The sequence below is a fragment of the Halopolyspora algeriensis genome, assembly GCF_003337235.1.
GTDB classification, from domain to species: domain Bacteria; phylum Actinomycetota; class Actinomycetes; order Mycobacteriales; family Pseudonocardiaceae; genus Haloactinomyces; species Haloactinomyces algeriensis.
In genome coordinates this window covers 19,473-39,839 of the sequence record NZ_QPJC01000002.1, presented here as the reverse complement: position 1 = coordinate 39,839, position 20,367 = coordinate 19,473, and the positions used below count along the sequence as shown (strand labels likewise).

The following is a 20,367-nucleotide window of genomic DNA, read 5'->3' as shown; positions in this document are numbered from 1 at the left end:
CGGGTCTGCGCGCTACGTATAACCGATCACAACTGTTCGTAGGCGCGCACCAACTGGGTACTGGCGGTGTCGAAGTACTCGTCGAGGCGACGCTCGGCCTGGTCGTACTCCCCGGCCGTGAGCAGGTCGGCGATGACGCGGTTCACACCGAGATAGGGCCCGTGGAAGTCCTGGGGCCGGGACATGGCGTGGAAGGCCAGACGCAGCTCGGCAAGGAGCTGACGCATGATCTCGTCGACGCGCCGGCTGCAGGCCAGCGCGGCGATGGCCTGATGGAAGCGCATGTTCGCCGTGCCCACCTCCTGCCAGTCCTGCCGTAGGGAGGCCTGTTCCCCTTCCTCGACAGCGCGGACCACGGTCGCGATCGTCTCGGAGTCGGCAGTGCGGGCGTGCCGGACGGCGCTGGTCTCCAACATCCGCCGCAGGCGGTAGAGATCGGCGACGTCGTCGACGGTCAGCGTCCGCACGAACACGCCGCGGTGGAACTCGTGCACCAACAGCCGCTCGTGCACCAGCAACCGGAAGGCCTCTCGCAACGTGTTGCGGGAGACTGCGAGCGCGCGCCCGACACTTTCCTCGGACAGCCGCGTTCCGGGGAGCAGGCGCCCCTCGATGAGGTGCCGGCGCAGTACATCGGCGACCCGCTCGGCCGTCCCGGTGCGCTCGAGCAGTTCCCGGTCCGCCGCGAGCGCCTCCATCCACGGGTCGGTCGTGGTCATTGTCGCTTCCTGCACCGTCCTCGTGTGACTGCCTGCCGTGATCCGTGGCCGGAGTTTAGCAGTCTACCCGGGGATTGACGGATTGTTCAACAATTCAATAGTCTTCCGGCCACCTTCGACGGGCACGCACCGGCGTTTTACGCACGTGGTGACCGGCCGCCGCAGGACAACGGACCGATCCGGCTTGACCGGAGCACATCCGGGGAAAGAACGGAGTGGCATGACGGACGAACCCGCCGCGGCAACCGGAAGCACGCGCAAGCCGGTCGGGCGCGGCACGGTACTCGGTGCCGTGTTCCTGATGGCCACCAGCGCCGTCGGCCCCGGCTTCATCACCCAGACCACCGAGTTCACCGTGCAACTCGGTGCCACGTTCGCCTTCGCGATCCTGATCTCGATCCTGCTCGACATCGCGGTCCAGCTCAACGTCTGGCGGGTGATCGGAGTATCCGGGATGCGGGCTCAGGACCTCGGCAACCGGGTGCTGCCCGGCGCCGGCTACGTGATCGCCGCGCTGGTGGTCTTCGGCGGGCTGGTGTTCAACATCGGCAACGTCTCGGGCACCTCACTCGGTTTGGACGCACTGCTGGGCATGGACACCGAGAGCGGTGGACTGCTCTCGGCGCTGATCGCGATCGCGGTGTTTCTCAGCAAGCGCGCCGGGATCGCGATGGACCGTATCGTCGTCGTTCTCGGCCTGCTGATGATCGGCCTGACCTGCTACGTCGCGGTCGTCTCGCAGCCACCGGTCGGTGACGCGCTGCGCCAGACGGTGCTACCGGAGCAGGTCAGCTTCCTGGCGATCACCACCCTGCTCGGCGGCACCGTGGGCGGCTACATCACCTACGCCGGAGCACACCGGCTGGTCGATGCCGGTGTGACCGGCCCCGACCGGGTGGGGGAGGTGACCCGCAGCTCGATCACCTCGATCGTCGTCACCGGCGTCATGCGTATCGTGCTGTTCCTGGCCGTGCTGGGCGTCGTCGCCGGGGGCGTGTCGCTGGCACAGGACAACCCCACCGCCGACGCGTTCCAGCAGGCCGCCGGACAGGTCGGGCTGCGGCTGTTCGGGATGATCCTGTGGGCGGCCGGCATCACCTCGGTGATCGGCGCAGCTTACACGTCGGTGTCGTTCCTCGTGACCTTCTCGCCACGGCTGCAACGAGTGCGCAGTTGGCTGGTCGTCGGCTTCATCGCCGTGTCGGCGGCGGTGTTCCTGATGGTCGACCAGACCCCGACCACCCTGCTGGTGCTGGCCGGGGCGCTCAACGGGCTGATCCTTCCGGTGGGCTTCGGCGTGCTGATGTGGGCCGCGGCCCGGCGCAGCGACCTGCTCGGCGGCTACCGTTACCCGCGCTGGCTGCTCGTGCTCGGTGCGCTGGCGTGGGCACTCACGGTGTACCTGGGCGCGAACTCCCTCGGCGGGATCGCCGCCCTGTGGCAATGACCCGCCACGCGATGCAGACAGGACGAAACCGAAAGAAGCGAGACCGATGGCACCAACCGCGCGGATCGATCTGAACGCCGACCTGGCGGAGGGGTTCGGCCGCTGGGAACTCGGCGACGACGAGGCGCTGCTGGGCATTGTCAGCAGCGCGAACGTGGCCTGCGGTTTCCACGCCGGGGATCCGAGCGTGCTGCGCCGGGCGTGCACCGGCGCCGCCGAGCGGGGTGTGGCGGTGGGCGCCCAGGTCGGCTACCGCGACCTGCCCGGGTTCGGCCGCAGGTTCATCGACGTCGCCCCGGAGGACCTGGTCAACGACGTGCTCTACCAGATCGGCGCGCTGTCGGCGTTCGCCCGCGTGGCCGGGACCGAGGTCACCTACGTCAAGCCGCACGGCGCGCTCTACAACGCGATCGTGCAGCACCGGGAACAGGCCTCGGCGCTCGTGGAGGCCATCCTGCGCTACGCCCCGAACCTGGCGGTGCTGGGGCTGCCCGGATCGCAGTGGCTGACCCTGGCCGAGTCGGCCGGCCTGCGGTGCTACCGGGAGGCGTTCGCCGACCGCGCCTACACCCCGGAAGGAACACTGGTGTCGCGCCGAGAGTCCGGCGCGGTCCTCGACGACCCGCAAGTGATCGCGCAGCGCTGCCTGCGACTGGTGCGCGGGGAGCCGATCGAGGCCATCGACGGATCCCCGATCACGGTGGAGGCGGAGTCGATCTGCGTGCACGGCGACAGCGCCGGGGCGGTGGCGATCGCTCGCGCGGTCCGCGACGCGCTTACCGCCGACGGCATCACGATCGCCCCCTTCACCCGCCCCGACGGGCAGGAGTGATCACGGTGCGGTTGCTGCGCTGCGCGGACTCGGGCCTGCTCGTGGAGCTCGACGAGCTCGCAGGTGTGCTCGCGCTCTACAACGCACTGGCCGACCGGCCACCGCCCGGAGTGACCGACCTGGTCCCCGCCGCACGCACACTGCTGCTGCGCCTGGACCCGCAGCAGGCCGACATCACCGAGGTGGAACGGGCCGTGCGATCCGCACCCACCGGACAGGGCACCCTGGCCGATCGCGGGCAGGTGACCGTACCCGTGCGCTACGACGGTGCGGACCTCGCCGAGGTCGCGCGCCTGACCGGCCTGTCCGAGCGGGCCGTCGTGCAGGCCCACACCGCAACCGAGTGGACCGTGGCCTTCGGGGGATTCGCCCCCGGCTTCGGCTACCTCACCGGCGGCGACGGCACGCTGCACGTCCCCCGGCGCAGCGAGTCCCGCACCAGGGTTCCCGCCGGCTCGGTCGGACTCGCCGGCGAGTTCAGCGGCATCTACCCACAAGCCTCCCCGGGAGGATGGCAGCTGATCGGGCACACCGACCTGCGGATCTGGCAGGTCGATCGGGACCCGCCCGCGCTGCTGCGCCCCGGGGTGCGGGTGCGGTTCGAGGAGGTCGATCCGTGAACCGCACCGAACCCGTCACACGGCGAACCCACCGGCGCCACGAGCCCGGCCTCGACGTCGTCGAACCGGGCCCTCTGGCGACGATCCAGGACCTCGGCCGCCCGGGGCTGGCCGAGATCGGCGTCGGCACCTCGGGAGCAGCCGACCGGGGATCGCTGCGGCTGGCCAACCGCCTGGTCGGCAACGACGAGGGCGCGGCCGCTGTCGAGGTCACCCTCGGTGGGCTGGTCGTGCGGGCACGGGAAGCTCTGACGGTGGCCGTCACCGGGGCACCCTGCCCGATCACCGTGAACGGGCGCGGTGCCGCGCCGAACACGGTGCTGCGCCTGCCCGCGGGAGCACAGCTGTGTCTGGGCAGACCCGACCGCGGGCTGCGCAGCTATCTGGCCGTGCGCGGCGGGATCGCCGTCGAGCCGGTGCTGGGCTCGCGCAGCACGGACGTGCTCGCCGGGCTGGGCCCGGATCCCCTGACCTCCGGAACCCTGCTGCCGGTCGGGCCCGCACCCGCGGAGTTCCCGACGGTGGAGACCGCGCCGGTGGCCCCACCCGGCGCGGGGGAGATCTCCCTCGCCGTCGTCACCGGGCCCCGCGACGACTGGTTCACCGAGCAGGCCCTGGCCACGCTGCTCGGCGAACCGTACGAGGTCACGCCGGACAGCAACCGGATCGGCATGCGCCTGTCCGGCCCGGTGCCGGCGCGCCGCACCGACACCGAACTGCCCAGCGAAGGCATGGTGGCCGGTTCCGTGCAGGTGCCACCGTCCGGCCGACCGACCCTGTTCCTCGCCGACCACCCCTCCACCGGTGGCTACCCGGTGATCGCGGTGGTCGTCTCCAGCGACGTCGACGCGGCGGCACAGGCCCGGCCGGGGCAACGGATCCGGTTCCACCGCACCGACCCCGACCGCCCCCGCAGCGCTCGCAGGCGGAGACTCCCACACTGAACGAACCCCGCAGGCACGCTGCCGGAAGAAGGCCCTGCTCCCGGAGAGATCCTCGACGGGCACGGCCCCATCTCGGTCACGCACTCGCCCCTGCCGGCGACTCGGCGGTCTCGGTCCCCCGAAACGAAGCACGGTGGAGGCCCGGATACAGCGGCTGTGCAGCGACGAGTCCCAGAATTCCAGCCTCGCCAGGCTGCGGGAACGCTCTCAGCTCGAGCATCCCCGACTCTCGTGCAGTTGCGCCATGGCCTGCCTGCGAAATTCCGCCGGAGTCGATCCGGTCTCCCGCTTGAACACCTGGCCGAAATGGGAGGCGCCCTTGAAGCCCCAGCGCGCGGCGATCGCCACGGCCGGAACATCCACCATCCGCGGGTCCGCGAGATCACGCCGGCACAGTTCGATCCGCCGTGCCCGTATCCACGCCGACACCGTGAAATCCGTCCCCGCGAACAGGCTGTGCAAGTATCTCGGCGAGATGTAGTGCGCCGCCGCAACGGTATGCGGACTCAGGTCCGGATCCGACAACCGAGCGTCGATGTACTCGCGAATCCGTCGCAGCAGCGCCTCCCGCGGTTCCGCCTCGTCGAGCTCGTTCTGGCCGAGTTCCGTGCGCAACATGGCCGTCACCAGCTCCATCATGTTGCGAACGGCCAGCGGGCCACTGTGCCCCAGTGAACCCAAGCTCCGGTTCAAGCTGAGCACCATCGCCCAGACCGCGGACGACAATCCCACGCCGCAGTCGAACGCCGTCGCAGTGATGCCGGCCAGGCAGTCCTCGCGCCGGGCCCCGATGGATTCCTTCGGAAACTTGATGCACACCGACTTGTAGTCGTCACTGGAAACGAGGGTGACCGGCTTGGAGGAGTCGTAGATCGCGAACAAGCCGGGCCTGAGCACCGCAGTCCGGCCGTCCTGCAACATCCGAAATTCTCCGGACATCTGCAGGGACATCACGTAATACCCCATGTCCGACGAGGAAATCGTCTCCGGACCCCGATACGCGCCGTGCTTCTCGGACTCCATGCTGACGAAGTCGACCCCGGCCAGGGATCGTCGACTGACGGCACCCCTGAACGCCCGAGGATGGTCGCAGTCGAAGTCGAACCGCAGGACACTGCGCTGAACAACGGTCTTCCAGGAGTCGAAGGCGACCTCCGGCCCCCTGTCGCGGGACACCAGCCCGGAGGTCAGCAACTCGTCCACCGGCAACGTCATCCTCTTCTCCAACCGCTCGCAGTCTCGTCCTCGCCTCCGCGCGGAGACGCCAGTTTTCGAAGAAGTGGATTGAGTCTGACATGCTGAGATCCAGAGCACAGTGTGATCTACGTCACCATACAAATGTGATCATGAGCCGCCGGTCGCCGTTGACGCTGCCCGGGCCGGGATATCCCGATCAGGTACAAGATCGGCATCGCCTGATCCGTGCACGGATTCGACAGCGCACTTCGCTGCTACGACAGCGAGGCGCGGCCGGCAAGCGCTGAGGGATTTGCTGTGCACGCATTCGACATTCCTGTGCACGCACAAGCGATGAACGCTGCTCAACCGGTGACCTAGCGTTTCCGCCACGCAACTCGGAAGCGGACCGATCCGGTTGCGGAAAGCAACAGCAACGCTCGGCACTCGGTGAGGAGAAACCAATGGCGTACGTCGAGGGCTCACATCATGTCACCCTGTCCGTGGCAGGTGCCCAGGAAGACGTGGATTTCCACGTCAAAGTGCTGGGGATGCGCATGATCAAGCGCACGGTCCTGTTCGACGGTGCACTGCCCATCTACCATCTTTACTACTCGAATGCGCACGGTGATCCGTCCAGCGTGGTCACCACATTCCCGTGGGCGCAAGCGGGATTCCACGGCAAGCGCGGCACCAACCAGGCTCGCGAAGTGCTGCTGTCGGTTCCGCACGAATCGATGAACTACTGGCACCAGCGGCTGACCGAGCACGGCATCGACGTCGACAACATCGACGTGTTCGATCAACGCCGGCTGGCGTTTCGGCACCCGTCCGGAATCGAGTACGTCCTCGTCGGCAACACCGCCGACGAACGTGTCGGCCATGCGGGCTACGGCGTTCCCCAGGAGCACGCCATTCGTGGGCTGCACGGTGTGGGCGTCCACGTGACCACCCCCGACCGCATGGTGGAGTTCGCCGACGAGTCCTTCCACTCGCAAGGGCGGCTGCTGGAGGAAGGCGACAAGGCCGCGCTGCAGATCGGCAACCAGAAGTACGGAAACCATCTGGAGATCACCGTCAACCGCACCGACGAGCAGGGCACCTGGGGGTACGGGGCCGGAACTTTCCACCACTTCGCCTGGAACGTCGACACGTTGACCAACCAGGACGATGTCAAGTTCGCCATCGAAGGGCGCGGCTACACCGACATTTCCGAACTCAAGGACCGCAAGTACTTCAAGAGCGTCTACGTGCGCACCCCGAGCGGCGCCCTTTTCGAACTCGCCGTCACCCACGAAGGCGGCGGATGGACCTGCGACGAATCCCCTCGGGAACTGGGCACCAGGTTCCAGTTGCCCGAGCAGTTCGAGCACCGCCGCGAGGAGATTTTCGAGCGGTTGGAAAAGATCGACATTTAAGGGATTTTCGGGGCTTCGAGCAAACGTCGAAGGAGGTGCGATGACACCGCAGCAAGCACCACACCTGACGACCGGCCACGAGATCACCGTCAGGCGCGGGCATTTCTGGATCCCCGGGGAACGGGTCGAGGCCGAACACGGAACCGTTCAGCGGGCACCGATGTTCGTCCACTGGGAGGCACCGCCGGTGGTCACACGTCCGGAGCCGCTCGTGCTCGTCCACGGTGGCGGTGGGCAGGGCACCGACTGGACGGGCACCCCGGACGGGCGCCCCGGATGGGCAACCCGCTTCGTCGAGGCCGGCTTCGCGGTCTACGTGGTCGATCGCTGCGGCCACGGCCGCTCCCCGCTCCACCCGGACATCGTCGGCGCCATGGGCGAGCAGTTCCCTTACGAGGCAGCGCAGGCACTGTTCCTGCCCGATGATGCCCGCACCACGCACACCCAATGGACCTACGAGCGCGACATCGGCTCCGACGATCTCGATCAGCTGCTGGGTGCCATGGGATCACTGCCCGCGGACCTGGCCGAATCGCAACGCATGGATGCCGACCGGCTCGCCCGCCTGCTGGACATCGTGGGGCCGGCCGTGGTGGTCACCCACTCCGCGGGCGGACCGGTCGGATGGCTGGTCGCCGACTCCCGGCCGAAGCAGGTGGCGGCGATCGCAGCGATCGAACCGGTAGGACCGCCGTTCGCGGACTTCCCCGGCCTCGGCAAACTCGCCTGGGGCCTGACCGCGCACCGGATCACCTACGACCCGCCACTGCACCGCCCCGAGGAGGCGGAAAGCGCCGACCCGGCCACGCTGCGCATTCCCGCACTCGCCGACACACCGATCGCCGTGGTCAGCGGCGGCTCGTCCGCCTTCGCCGAGTTCGCCCCCCACGTGGTCGACTTCCTGAACACCGCAGGCGCCCGCGCCGAGCCCGTGCACCTGCCCGAGTACGGCATCACCGGAAACGGGCACGGCCTGACCTTCGAAGCGAACTCCGATCACACGATCACACCGGTCATCGATTGGATCACCGAGCACGATCAAACGCCCATCGAGGAGTGAACAAGCATGACCACCGAGCTCACGACCACGCCCGGCATCAACGTCAGCGACGAGTTCGATGCGCTCCTGGAGCGGTTGGACGGCATCAGCCACATCTTGAGCGACAACGCCGAGAAAGGCGAGGAACTGGGGCAGCTCACCGACGAGGTGGCGAAGGCCCTGCACGAAGCGGGCGCCTTCCGAGTGGGGATCCCGCGCAGCCTGGGCGGCTACGAATTCTCGCCGCGCCAGGTGATCGAAACCATCGCCCGGATTTCCTACGCGGACGCCTCCGCGGGTTGGGCGTTCATGGCGCTGCAAATGGTCACCGGCACGACGGCGGCCTACCTCGGGCAGGAGGCGGCCCGCGATCTCTATCCCGATGTCGCCGGCGGCCACCATGCGTTGATCGCCGGGCAGGGCACCAAACTCGGGAAAGCGGTGCAGGTCGACGGGGGCTACCGCATCAGCGGCCACTGGCACTTCGCCTCCGGCATCTCGCTGGCCAGCCACATCCACACCGCCGCGCTGTGCGAGGAAAACGGTCGGGCACTGGTGTTCACCCTGCCCAAGGACCAGGCGAGGTTGATCGACAACTGGGATGTGATGGGGCTGCGAGCCACCAGCAGCATCGACTACACCTGCGACGACGTCTTCGTTCCCGACAGCCACGTCCACGACGTGGCCACGATGGACGTCCGCAACGGCGGAGCGATCTACCGCATGGGCCTGGCGAACATGTCCGGGATCTGCCACACCGGGTGGGCCCTCGGTGTGGGACGCCGGATGCTGGACGAGATGAAATCCCTGGCCGAGAAGAAAACCGGAGCACCGAAATCCCCGGTGGACACCGACCAGTTCCATGCCGAGTACGCGAACGCGGAGAGCAAGCTCCGGTCGGCGCATGCATGGGCCATGGAGGTCTGGGCGAACAACGAGGCGGCGCTGGATCGAGGGGAATTCCTCAGCACGGAACAGGAGACCCTGACCCGGTTGATGCTGAACAACACGACATGGTCCGTGCAGGACGTGGGGCAAACGGTGTACAAGTGGGCGGCTACGGCCGCATTGCGGCGAGGCGTTCTCCAGCGTTACTTCCGCGATCTCCACGCGGGCACCCAGCACATCACCTCCGGTCCGGTGGTGCTGCAGAACTGCGGCAAGTGGCTGAGCGGTCTGGCCCCCGATGCGCAGTGGGTTTTCCTGGACCTGCAAGAACAGGAGTGAACCGCTTCCGCGCGAATGCTCGACAACGTCGAAGGAGGTTGCCGACGACATGGCTTCGCACGACGCGAGCGCGCCCACCGACTCCACCGGGGACTTGCCGTCGGAGACGCCCGTCACCGCGGATTTCAAGGCCGCCTTCCGCAACCATCCCGCGGGCGTGGCCATCATCACCGCCGATGACGGCAGCGGACCGTCCGGGTTGACCGCCACCTCGGTGATCTCGGTCTCCGCCGAGCCGGCCTTGCTCGCGTTCTCGCTGTCGTCGAGTTCCTCGGCCACTCCGCTGATCGCACGCGCCGACACGGTGGTCGTCCACCTGCTCGGCTCCGACCAGCTGGAGTTGGCCAGGAGGTTCGCGACCGGCGGGATCGACCGGTTCGCCGACACCGGCAGCTGGACCCGCCTGGCAACCGGGGAACCGCTGCTGGCGGGAGTGGACAGCTGGCTGCGCGGGCGCACGGTCGACCGGGTGGAAGCAGGCAGCGCCACCGTGGTCATCGTCCGTGTCCTGCACGTGCAGGCCGGCCGGCACCTCGACTCGCCGCTCGTCTACCGGAATCGAACGTGGTACGCACTCGACGAAGCGGCGGTGCTGGCTTGAGCATGCATCAGTACCTGTCGAACAGGCACGACGGTGGCGCCATGCTGCAGTTCGGCGTCGCTCGGGCCGACGCCGAACTGGCGGTGCTCGCCGTGCACGGGCGCGGCCAGGACCCGACGTTCATGCAGCAGACGGCGCAGCGCTTCGGTGCGAGTCCGGCACGGTTCTACGCTCCCGAAGCCGCGGGCAACAGCTGGTATCCCCAGCCGTTCCTCGAACCACTGGAACGCAACCAGCCTGATCTCGACGAGGCCCTGCACACCATCGACCTGTGTCTGGGCCACCTCGCCGAGGTCGGATTCGGGCCGGACCGGACAGTTCTCTGGGGTTTCTCGCAAGGCGCCTGCCTGCTCTCCCACTACGTACTGTCCTCGCCGCGGCGATTCGCCGGGATCATCCTGTTCACCGGCGGCTATCTCGGTCCGGGACCACGGCAAGCACCCGAAGGCGAACCGCTGCGAGAAGTTCCCGCCGTCCTGCGCAGCATCGACCGGGACCCGTGGGTTCCCCGTTCCCGGGTCGAAGACACCGCAGCGCTGCTGACCCACGCCGGTGCCGGGGTCGACCTGCGCATCGATCCCGGTACCGAGCACATCATCACCGACGAAGCCTGCGCGGCGACCACCCGGCTGCTGGGCGATGTCTCAGCTTTGCGGAAAGAATGAGTGGTGACCGGCCGATTTCTCCTCCTGCAAGGGACTCAGCGCCCACCTGTGCTCCCGTACCGGGAAACAACACCGGCGCGGGAGCGACTTGCCGCTCTGAGCGACGTATCAGCTCGGCGAAGTGAACGGTGACGGAATCCGGCCCTCACGCCGGACCGTCTCCGCCAGCTCCGGCAGCGACGCCGCTTCGTTGACGTGCGGGAAATCCTCGTCCGGTACGTCCACACCGAGGAATTCGCACAACGGCTGCCAGCCCTGGCCGACCCGGTAGACCAGCAGACGCTCAGCGGGAACGCTGCGCTGTACCTCGGCATTGTGCCGTTCGAACACCTCGATCGCGTGCTCGCGATCCGCGAAACGGCCGTCGAAGGTGCCGCCCCAGATGATCCGGTCGATCGTGGACGAGAATCGATCGGAAAAGCCTCGTTCCACCGGCAGCACACCGGCGGAATCGCGGGTCTGCTCGGAGAACCGGTAGATGGTGTTGTAGGTGCTGTCGTACCACCGTTGCGGGTCACGGACGGTCAGAATCACCTTGGCGCTCGGGTAGGTCTCGGTGAGCTCCCGCCAGAAGGCAGCTCCCGGCCAGTCCACGCTGGCTCGATAACCGTCGAACACCTCGTCCCAGCACACGGACTCGTCATCGATCGCCCGTGCCCACTCGAATATCCGTTCGGGCCGGGCGATGACCTCGAACATGTGGTAGCAGGGGCCGAAGCCGAGATGCTCCAGAGCGGCTTTCAACGAGGCGGTACCGGTACGACCGAAGCCGGCACCAATCACGTCCAACATCGCGTTTCCTCTCGTGGACCACAGGGACCTCATCGGCGCCCACGCGCCCCGCCGATGCCGTTGCCGTGATGGCAGTCGGATATTGCCTACCGCAGACCCGCATGGTAGCCACTCCGACCTCGGCTCGCAGACCGAAACACGCGTGGTCACGCTGCCGAGCGAGTCGGCGCCACCCGCTCGGGCGCGGGTGTTGACGTCCCCCACCGGCGCAGCCACCATTGCGCTATAAGCAATATCTTGCGCAATGAGCAACAGGGAAGTTCTGTGGGGCATGGTGCCGCGTCAGGACTCACCGCTCGACTCATGGACGACGCCGGGCCTGGGTACACACAGGGAACCGCCCGGATGAGTCCACCGATCGCAAGGGGGTAGCCGATGAGGATCCTTGTCGCCGATGCCTTCCCGGACGCGTCCCTGAGCGAGCTGACCGAGCGCGCTCACGACTGTGCCTACGAACCGGACACGACCACCGAGCAGCTTCCCGACAAGCTCGCGGGATGTGACGTCCTCGTCGTACGCAGCACCAAAGTCCCCGCCTCGGTTCTCGAAGAAGCCGACACCCTGCGTCTGGTGATCCGAGCGGGTTCGGGCACCAACACCATCGACTGCGACACGGCCGCCCAGCGTGGGATCTACGTCTGCAACGTGCCGGGGCGGAACGCACTCGCGGTGGCCGAGCTCGCCTGCGCCCTGATGCTGGCGCTGGACCGCAACATCGCCGACAGCGTCACCGACCTGCGCGCGGGCCGCTGGGACAAGAAGCGCTACTCCCGGGCGCAAGGCATCTTCGGGCGCCGGGTCGGCGTCGTCGGGCTGGGCCAGATCGGGCTGGCCTTCGCCGAACGAGCCGCAGCATTCGGCACGCAGGTCCACGCCGTGGCCAAGCCGGGGCGCGACCAGGAGACCCTCGACCGGGCCCGGGCGATCGGCATCAGCTTCGTCGACACCCTCGAGGAACTCGCACGAACGTGCGATGTCCTGTCCCTGCACGTGCCCGCAGCCGAGGACACGCGGCAGCTGATCGACCGCGACCTGCTCACCCACGTCCAGCCCGGCACACTCATCGTGAACACCTCGCGCGGGGAGCTCGTCGACGAGGACGCACTCATCGAGGCGATGGAAACCAAGGGGGTGCGCGCCGGCCTCGACGTGTTCGCGGACGAACCGGGCGCGAGCACGGGCAGCATCGACTCACAACTGGCCAAGCATCCGAACGTCTACGGCACCCACCACATCGGAGCGTCGACCGAACAGGCGCAGCAGGCGGTGGCCGACGAGGTCGTGCGGATGATCGACACGTTCGAGTCAGGCCGGGTCCTGCACTGCGTCAACCTCGACACCGCACTGCCGGTGCAGCCCGACCGGATCACGTCGTCGCTGGATTCCGGCGGTGTCTCATGAACGCTTCCCACGCCCAGCAGACGACCACCGCGCCCGAATCCCCCGCAGGCACCACGGGGATCACCACGCGCCCGCCGCGCGTACTGGTGGCCACGCAACGATGCGCGGGAACCACCGAGGGGGCCACCGACCCGGTGCGGATACGGCAGCACCTCAACACCGGCGGCTACACCCGTCCGCCCGCACCGGCCGTGATCGTGTACCGGATGGGCTCCGACCGGCACCGGCAGACCGGAGTCGTGGTCGAGGTGTCGATCGACGATTACCGCACCGGCCGTATTCGTCGTCACGAGGCCACCCAGCCCGAACGCGAGCGCCGACTCAACGAGATCATCGAGGCCACCGGTATCGAACACATGCCGGTGACCCTCGCCCACCCGAGCCGTGCTCGGCTGAGCTCGCTGCTCACCGAGATCGCGGCGGGCGAACCCGATGTGCACCTCGACGCCGCCGACGGGATCACCCACACCGCCTGGATCCGGCACGACGCCGAACTCGCGCGAACCATCCAGGACGAGCTCGGACACATCGACACGCTGTACATCGCCGACGGGCACCACCGGATGGCGGCCGCGGAACGATACGCCGGCAGGCGCAGCCGCCTCGGCGAGGACCATGCCGGGGCCTTCACGCTCGCCGCGCTCTTCCCGAGCGACGAGATGCGCATCCTCGGCTACCACCGCTGCCTCCCGCTTCCGGAAGGAATGTCCGCGTCGGACGTGCTCGAACGGCTCGCCGCACAGCCCGTGACCGCGCGGGTCGAGGAATGCGCCTCCACCGAGACGGCAAGCCCCGCGCCCGGCATCGTGACGGTGCGTCTCGACGGCCGTTCCTACCGGCTGTGGCTCCGCGCGCCACGGGAGAGCGAGCACGTTCGTGCCTCGCTCGACATTGTCACGCTCGACGAGGAGCTCCTTCCCGCGATGTTCGGCACCGTCGAATCCCGGCCCCGGGGCGCACCGGTGTTCGCCGCGGAGAACACCGGCGGGGCCACGTGCTGGTGTGCCGAGCGGGACGCGATCGGGTTCTTTCCCCATCCGCCCAGCGTCGAGCAAGTCATGGCCGTCTCGGATGCCGGGCTGGTCATGCCGCCGAAGTCGACGTGCTTCCATCCCAAGGCCGGGGCCGGGCTGTTCGCTCGGGAGCTGTTCTGAAAGAGGCTGCCACCGCAGCCGGTACGTGTTCCCGACTCCCGCACCTGGGCCGGCCGGTCGGGCTCGAAACGCCGTACGATTCCGGGGCACGCGATACGGCGAGGAACGGATGGGCTCGGTGAGTGGACGTTTCGAGGAAATCGATTGGCGTGAGACCCCCATCGGCGCCATCAGTCTCCGGCGGAGACTGGATCCCGTCCTGAAAGCGGACGTCTACGAGGTCAAACTCGGCGACGAGTTTCTCATGTCGAGCCTGTTCACGGTGGCCGAGATCGAGCTTGCACGGCTCGGCCTGGCCGAGCAGGCGGGGACCGAGCTCGACGTCGTGGTCGGCGGGCTCGGGCTCGGCTACACCGCCCGAACCGTGCTGGAGGACTCGCGTGTGCGCTCACTGATCGCGGTGGAAGCGCTCGACGAGGTGATCGAGTGGCACCGGCGTGAGCTGCTCCCCCTTGCCACCTCCGTGACGGCGGATCCGCGAAGCCGGCTCGTACACGGCGATTTCTTCGCGATGGCCGGTAGCGACTCGGGATTCGACCCCGAAGTGCCGGGGCGGCGCTTCCACGCCGTTCTCGTCGACATCGATCACACGCCACACCGGGTTCTGCATCCGAGCCATGCCGCGTTCTACCGGCCCGAGGGTTTGCGTCGACTCGCCGACCATCTCCACCCGGGTGGAGTCTTCGCGCTGTGGTCGGACGATCCGCCCGACGACGACGTCACCGCCGCGCTCGCGGAGGTCTTCGCGAGCGCGGAGGCACACGTGGTGACCTTCCACAACCCCTACACGGCCGGACAGTCGGCCAACACCGTCTACGTGGCCAGGCGGGATCCGGCCGGCCACGCTCCGCAATGACCCTCGAATCCGCGCTACCGCACACCCGGTGGCAGGTCCCCGGACTCGGCGATACCTACCCCCCGTGCCGGTACTGCGCCACCGTGCTGACGCTCGGGAGATGCCCTGAACACGCGGGGGGAGACGTGTTCAGGGCATCGGAACGTTCACTCGCAGGGGTCACGAGCGAGTGACGCGAGTCAGTGTAGCGCCTTCACAGCAAGGTTGATCATGGGGATAGGTATGCCCGCGCGGGCATACTGAACCAGAAGGACCCGGGCCGGTGGCACCGTCACTGGACGGCGAGACCGGCCAGAGTCGCGGCACTCGCGGCACCGAGTGCGATGCCCCAGCCGTGTGGCCACAGCGGGGTGCAGCCGAAGAACTGGCTCAGCCCCGGAAGCTGGACGACCACGACGAGAGCGGCCACCGAGGCGAGGGCACATCCGAGAACCAGGGGGGTGCGCCCGCGGATGGCCATGGTCTGACCGAGTTGCGCGCTGATCAGGGCAACGAGGGCGACCGTACTGGCGTGCCGGGCGGTGCCGGTCATGCGGCCGAGGAACCATGCCGCGGTGGCGGCGCCGGCGGTGATGGCACCGCGGCGGTAGATGTCGCGGGTCAGGGCAGCACCGAGGGAGGCTTCCGGCCCTTCGGCCAGCAGCATCTGCGGGGTGATCTGCGGCGGGGGGCGAACGGCGATCGCCATCGCCGGGAGAACGTCGGTGAGAACGTTGACCAGCAACAACTGTCGCGCGTTCATCCCGCCCCGAGGGGTGACGAGGCCGGTGATGACGGTGTAGCCGATTTCGCCGAGATTGCCGCCGAGCAGGATCGCCAGCGCATCACGCACGGAGGCCCACATGGCGCGGCCCTCGACGAGGGCATCGACGATGGTCTCGATACGGTCCTCGGTGACCACGAGATCGGCGGCTCCACGAGCGGCCGGGGTGGCCTGCGCGCCCAGAGCGATACCGATGTCGGCGAGCCTGATCGCGGGAGCATCGTTGGCGCCGTCACCGGTCACCGCCACGATGCGACCGATCTCCTGCAACGCGCGGACGATGCGGGCCTTCTGTTCGGGCGTGACGCGCGCGAACACGGCCACATCACCGACCACCGTCGACAGTTGCGTGTCATCGAGAGCATCCAGGTCCGGACCGGTCATCACACTGTGTCCATTGAGGACATTGAGATCGGCGGCGATGGCCTGGGCCGTGCTGGGATGGTCGCCGGTGACCATGACGATCTGAACACCGGCCTGCTGGAGCTGGGCAACGGATTCGGCCGCAGTGGGCCGGATCGTGTCCGCCAAGGCGACCATGCCGGACAACGTCAAGTCACGAATCCGGGACTCGTCGAGATCGCGACGATCGGAGGCCGGTCGTTCGGCGACGGCGAGCACCCGCAACCCCTTGCGCGCCAACCTGTCCATTTCGTCCATGATGGACTGCCGAGCTGCGTCGTCGAGCGGGACCCGCTCGCCGTCGGCATATCGGTGCGTGCATTGGGCCAGCACGACTTCCGGGGCACCTTTCACGCTGAGCAGCTGTCCCTGCTCGGAAGTCCCCAGTATCGCGTGATAGGAGCGGGACGGCTCGAACGGCAACTCCTCGAGACGCCACCACCCCGGCATACCCTCGTCCGGCGACACACCGAGTTCCTGCGCCCCCTCGACCACGGCACGATCGGTGGGATGCGGCAGGACTTCCCCGTTCTCCCCCGCGGGGCTGGCCCGCAACGCCGCGCCGACCACCCTGCGATGCACCCGTGCGGACTCTTCGACGGGAAGACTGCGCGTGCCGTCGGAGACGTAGCGCAGCGAGATCTGCCCTTCGGTCAGCGTGCCGGTCTTGTCGAAGCAAAGAGCCTGGGCACGCCCGAGAGCCTCGATGGTCGAGGAATTGCGCACCAGAGCGCCCCGCCGGGACAACCGCTGCGCCGACGCCAGCTCCGCGGCGGTGGCCACGAACGGAAGGCCTTCGGGCACCGCGGCCACGGCCAAGCTCACCGCGCGCCCCACCGCCACTCCCAGAGCGCGGCCACGCAGCAGGTCCGCTGCCAGCAACACGACTCCGGCACCCACGCACAGCGGAACCGTCACCTTCGTCAACGACTGCAGCCGCGCCGCCACCCCCGAGGTACGAGCCGGGCCCTCCTCCAACCCGGCCGTGCGCCCGGCCTCGGTGTCCGTCCCGGTGGCCACCACCACCGCTCTGGCCTCACCGGCGGCGACGGCCGTGCCCTGATACAGCATGCTGCGTCGTTCCGCGACCGCTGCCGCGGGTGTCGCCGCCTCGGTCTTGGTCACCAGCTGCGATTCCCCCGTGAGGCTGGACTCGTCGACCTCGAGACCGTCGGCGTGCAGCAGGCGGCAGTCGGCGGGCACGGAATCGCCGGAGACCAGTTCGACCACGTCGCCGGGCACCAACTCGTTCTCGACGACGCTGACCTGCCTGCCGTCGCGGCGCAGCGCCACGGGAATCGTGCTCGCCTCGAGGAGTTTGCCCAGCGCGCGGTCGGCCCTGAGGCGCTGCACCGCGCCGATCAGCGCATTCATGCCGAGCACCGCACCGATCACGGCGGCATCCGTGACGGCTCCGATACCCGCCGAGAGCGTGGCACCCCCGACCAGAGCCGGAGTCAACGGACTTTCCAGCTCCTCGAGGGTCGCCCGCACCAGACTCACCTGTCGGCGTTCGGGCCGCTGCGCCTGCTCCGTCCCGCGGTTCCGTGCCTCCTCATCGGACAAACCATCCGGGGAGCTGCTCAGCAACTGCAGCACAGTGGACGGAGACATGGTGTGCCAGGGAGTGCGCGGGGCCGCCTGCGGCATCGGACGTCCGGCAGCCTGCATGCCCCACCAGGTGCCGGCACCGAAGGCGAGCACGGTCGCGGCGGAAACAGGCACTCCGGCGCGGCCCTGGCTGCGGTAGGCCGGCCCGAGCAGGGCCAGCACCGCCCCACTGACCGAAGCGACGGCGGCGAACTGCGCACTGCGCCGGCTGACCGTGCGCGCAAGCGGACTCAGCCCGAGCACCGCACAGCTCTCCCCCAGGCCAGGACCACCGAAGATGTCCGCGCCCCACGGCGGGCTCTTCTCCCGCGCGATACCGATCCCCAGGTCGGCCGAGGCGAGACCGGCACCCCCGTGCGGCGAGACGACGGCGACGCCTCTGCCCTCGGCTTGCAACGCGCGTACGGATCCCGCCAGATGGGTCCCTCCGGGGACCGTCTCCTCCACACCGAGCCGCTCGGCCAGGCGGCTTCCGCGCCCGGCGATCCGCACGGTCCCGACCCCGCGCGCTGCGGCCAGCAGCTTGTCGGTCAACGGGTCGATCTCGTCGGCCACCTCGAGCATCGCCACCGTGTCGGCACCCCGGTCCAGGGAGAAGAACCGACCACCCGGGGTCGTGGGTCCGTTCCGCCACTGGTGCGGCAGCGTGGAGCGGTCGCGCACCGGCCGGGCACTCCAGCCCTCCGCGGGGGTCTCCACGGATTCGCCCTGCCCGATGAGTGCGTGCGCCCACTCCCACAGCTCTGCGCTGTCGAGATCGTCGTGCAGCGGAACAAGATCTTGGACGGCCCGTCTCCCGGTGGTCAGTGCGGCGGCATCGACGACGACCGTGTCGAGGCGATCCAGCTTGCGCAAGGCGCGCGGATCCAGCACGAGCGTGCCCTTCTCGGCCAGGCCGAAACCCAGCTGCGCGGCGAAGGCCTCCCGGCCGAGCTGGGCCGCACGCGGCGCTGCCGCCACCAGAAAACCCTGCGCCCGCTGCACGTTGCGCGTCATCCCCAGCGCCGCCGCGAATGCCGCGGGCCCCGCCAGTACCGCACTGTGGCCGACCCGCTCGACCGGCCCGAACGGCAGCGAGCCGGGGCGGTCCTGCACATCCTGCGGGACGCTGCGACGCGTCTCGGGCGGGGTGCCGAATCGGGCGTCCCACCGCAGCCAACTGCGATGGGACGCCTGGGATTCCCGCAACAGGCAGTACTGCAGCGCGGACTCGGCGAGCAAGCTGGTCGGCTGCTGGGCGAACGTGTGCGCCGCGGCACTGCCCAGACTGAGCACCAGATCGGCACCAACCCGCCCCAGGCGTTCCTCCAACGGCCCGCGGATCTGTGGGGCCGAGTCGGCGGTCGTCAGCATGGCCGGGACCGACTCCGGCAGGGCGGGCACCGGCAGAGCCCGGGCGACCGTCGCATAGCCCAGACCGGTGAGATTCGCCGCAATCACGAGCGCATGCCCGAAAGCGCTACCGGGATTCGCCGGGTGAATGGTGCCGGCCTCGGCATGGGGCTCATCCGCCAACCCGCTGAAGCGCTCGGCTTCCTCCACCGCGTCGGCCAACTCGGCAACGCCGATCGTCTCCGGGTCGTGGCCGACGACCACGCACCCGAGTGCGGCGTTGATTTCCGCCCACTCGACTCCGCCGAGGTGCTCCAGATGCCGGGAGATCAGCCCGGCCCGCTCCTCGTTGCCGGGAACGTGCACTCCCCGCGCCGCAACATAGGCTCGGCCGTTCGACGACCAGGTGGCCCGGGAAGCGCCGAGCCGGGCGACGGTGCGGACCGCAGCCGTCACCGGCGTCAGCAATCGGGAGGCAAGTGCGCCCACGCTCACCGGCATCGCGGATCAAGCACTCGTCGAGCTCGACCGCGACCGGTCCTGCCCCTCCGACGACGTGACTCCGGGCGAGGACTCGCCGGGCACGGCGCTCATGCCCCGGGCTCGCGAGCCACGCGCCGCGTCCCTGGACCGGGTGCCACCGGCCCCACCGGATCGAGTCCTCGTCGTCGTAGTCACAACCCCTCCTCCAGCCGCCGGAACAGCCTGAACATCCAATGTATGGACAACGACGGCACCCTGCACGTCGAGCGGGATCACTCGTCCTCGGTGATCAAGGGATACACGCCGTTCTCGTCGTGAACCTCGCGGCCGGTCACCGGCGGGTTGAACACGCAGACAGCCTTGATCTCGGTCTTCGGCCGGACCTGGTGATGCTCGTGGCCGTCGAGCAGGTACAGCGTGCCCGGCCGCAACTGGTAGGTCACGCCGGTTTCCTGGTCGGTGAGCTCCCCCTCGCCCTGGGTGATGAACACTGCCTCCACGTGATTGGCATACCAGAAGTTGTTCACCGTCCCCGCCGACAACGTCGTCTCGTGCACGGAGAAGCCGACCTTCTCCTTGGCGAGGATGATGCGCTTGCTGCGCCAGTTCGATGTTTGAATGTCGTCGTCGGTGCCCTCGACGTCTTCGAGGCTGCGAACCAACATGATTCTCCTTGGCGGCTTTCCCGGTCTCTCGTGATGCCCGCACGGCCGCGCATGACCGTTCCGGACGGGTGACTCCCGGCGATGCCGGAACGCTCCGGTCTCTCCCCCGATGCGGGGACGGAGCTCCCGCATGGCTTTCTACCCGCGGGCCGGGGCTTCCAAACCACTCGGCCCGGCGAACCACCCTGCCCTGTCGGAATCCGAGGCCGGTCGGCACCAC

General features: G+C 68.6%; 17 protein-coding genes. 12 read left to right on the top strand and 5 right to left on the bottom strand.

Annotated features, from left to right (window positions below):
• Window positions 1-26: 26 nt before the first annotated feature.
• Window positions 27-719: a GntR family transcriptional regulator gene (locus DFQ14_RS03540; RefSeq protein ID WP_114451623.1), complete on the bottom strand. Its 693-nt coding sequence runs from the start codon at window positions 717-719 to the stop codon at window positions 27-29.
• 220 nt (window positions 720-939) lie between these two features.
• Here DFQ14_RS03540 and DFQ14_RS03535 point away from each other — a divergent pair, with 220 nt between their 5' ends.
• Genes DFQ14_RS03535 through DFQ14_RS03520 form a run of 4 tightly spaced genes read left to right on the top strand, consistent with a single transcriptional unit; the run spans window position 940 to window position 4,562 of the window.
• The gene (locus DFQ14_RS03535) at window positions 940-2,166 is read left to right on the top strand and encodes an NRAMP family divalent metal transporter (protein WP_114451622.1); all 1,227 of its coding nucleotides are present in this window, start codon (window positions 940-942) and stop codon (window positions 2,164-2,166) included.
• A 46-nt stretch (window positions 2,167-2,212) separates the two neighbouring features.
• Complete coding sequence (locus DFQ14_RS03530) at window positions 2,213-2,998, top strand: LamB/YcsF family protein (protein ID WP_114451621.1); 786 nt, start codon at window positions 2,213-2,215, stop codon at window positions 2,996-2,998.
• Window positions 2,999-3,003: 5 nt separating this feature from the next.
• A complete protein-coding gene (locus DFQ14_RS03525; protein ID WP_114452088.1) occupies window positions 3,004-3,618 on the top strand; it encodes a 5-oxoprolinase subunit B family protein in 615 nt (204 codons plus the stop codon).
• Window positions 3,615-4,562, top strand: coding sequence for a 5-oxoprolinase subunit C family protein (locus DFQ14_RS03520; protein WP_246195652.1), 948 nt, complete (start codon window positions 3,615-3,617; stop codon window positions 4,560-4,562). The genes DFQ14_RS03525 and DFQ14_RS03520 overlap by 4 nt, the downstream gene beginning before the upstream one ends.
• A 207-nt stretch (window positions 4,563-4,769) precedes the next feature.
• Here the strand turns inward: DFQ14_RS03520 and DFQ14_RS03515 are convergent, their stop codons facing one another.
• Window positions 4,770-5,777, bottom strand: a complete 1,008-nt coding sequence (locus tag DFQ14_RS03515; RefSeq protein WP_114451619.1) for an AraC-like ligand-binding domain-containing protein — start codon at window positions 5,775-5,777, stop codon at window positions 4,770-4,772.
• Window positions 5,778-6,202: 425 nt separating this feature from the next.
• Here DFQ14_RS03515 and DFQ14_RS03510 point away from each other — a divergent pair, with 425 nt between their 5' ends.
• Genes DFQ14_RS03510 through DFQ14_RS03490 form a run of 5 tightly spaced genes read left to right on the top strand, consistent with a single transcriptional unit; the run spans window position 6,203 to window position 10,688 of the window.
• Window positions 6,203-7,156 (top strand): VOC family protein, encoded by a 954-nt coding sequence (locus DFQ14_RS03510; RefSeq protein WP_114451618.1) that lies wholly within the window; start codon window positions 6,203-6,205, stop codon window positions 7,154-7,156.
• A gap of 40 nt (window positions 7,157-7,196) precedes the next feature.
• Window positions 7,197-8,216 (top strand): alpha/beta fold hydrolase, encoded by a 1,020-nt coding sequence (locus DFQ14_RS03505; RefSeq protein WP_246195651.1) that lies wholly within the window; start codon window positions 7,197-7,199, stop codon window positions 8,214-8,216.
• A 6-nt stretch (window positions 8,217-8,222) separates the two neighbouring features.
• Window positions 8,223-9,422, top strand: coding sequence for an acyl-CoA dehydrogenase family protein (locus DFQ14_RS03500; protein WP_114451617.1), 1,200 nt, complete (start codon window positions 8,223-8,225; stop codon window positions 9,420-9,422).
• A 49-nt stretch (window positions 9,423-9,471) separates the two neighbouring features.
• A complete protein-coding gene (locus DFQ14_RS03495) occupies window positions 9,472-10,023 on the top strand; it encodes a flavin reductase family protein (protein WP_114451616.1) in 552 nt (183 codons plus the stop codon).
• Between the two features lie 2 nt (window positions 10,024-10,025).
• Window positions 10,026-10,688, top strand: a complete 663-nt coding sequence (locus tag DFQ14_RS03490; RefSeq protein WP_114451615.1) for an alpha/beta hydrolase — start codon at window positions 10,026-10,028, stop codon at window positions 10,686-10,688.
• 108 nt (window positions 10,689-10,796) lie between these two features.
• Here DFQ14_RS03490 and DFQ14_RS21765 read toward each other — a convergent pair whose 3' ends face one another.
• Complete coding sequence (locus DFQ14_RS21765) at window positions 10,797-11,480, bottom strand: sulfotransferase family protein (protein ID WP_158546643.1); 684 nt, start codon at window positions 11,478-11,480, stop codon at window positions 10,797-10,799.
• A 375-nt stretch (window positions 11,481-11,855) separates the two neighbouring features.
• On the opposite strand from DFQ14_RS21765, the gene DFQ14_RS03480 reads away from it, so the two are divergent.
• The 3 genes from DFQ14_RS03480 (at window position 11,856) to DFQ14_RS03470 (ending at window position 14,891) form a co-directional block, all read left to right on the top strand.
• Window positions 11,856-12,881 (top strand): 3-phosphoglycerate dehydrogenase, encoded by a 1,026-nt coding sequence (locus DFQ14_RS03480; protein ID WP_114451614.1) that lies wholly within the window; start codon window positions 11,856-11,858, stop codon window positions 12,879-12,881.
• The gene (locus DFQ14_RS03475) at window positions 12,878-14,035 is read left to right on the top strand and encodes a DUF1015 family protein (RefSeq protein ID WP_114451613.1); all 1,158 of its coding nucleotides are present in this window, start codon (window positions 12,878-12,880) and stop codon (window positions 14,033-14,035) included. Before DFQ14_RS03480 ends, DFQ14_RS03475 begins: the two co-directional genes overlap by 4 nt.
• Window positions 14,036-14,153: 118 nt before the next feature.
• A complete protein-coding gene (locus tag DFQ14_RS03470; RefSeq protein ID WP_114452085.1) occupies window positions 14,154-14,891 on the top strand; it encodes a polyamine aminopropyltransferase in 738 nt (245 codons plus the stop codon).
• Window positions 14,892-15,162: 271 nt separating this feature from the next.
• On the opposite strand, the gene DFQ14_RS03465 is transcribed toward DFQ14_RS03470, so the two are convergent.
• Both DFQ14_RS03465 and DFQ14_RS03460 read right to left on the bottom strand, forming a co-directional pair.
• The gene (locus tag DFQ14_RS03465) at window positions 15,163-19,488 is read right to left on the bottom strand and encodes a cation-translocating P-type ATPase (RefSeq protein ID WP_246195650.1); all 4,326 of its coding nucleotides are present in this window, start codon (window positions 19,486-19,488) and stop codon (window positions 15,163-15,165) included.
• 266 nt (window positions 19,489-19,754) lie between these two features.
• Entirely contained in the window at window positions 19,755-20,147 is a 393-nt protein-coding gene (locus DFQ14_RS03460) for an ectoine synthase (RefSeq protein ID WP_114451612.1), read from the bottom strand.
• Window positions 20,148-20,367 lie beyond the last annotated feature (220 nt).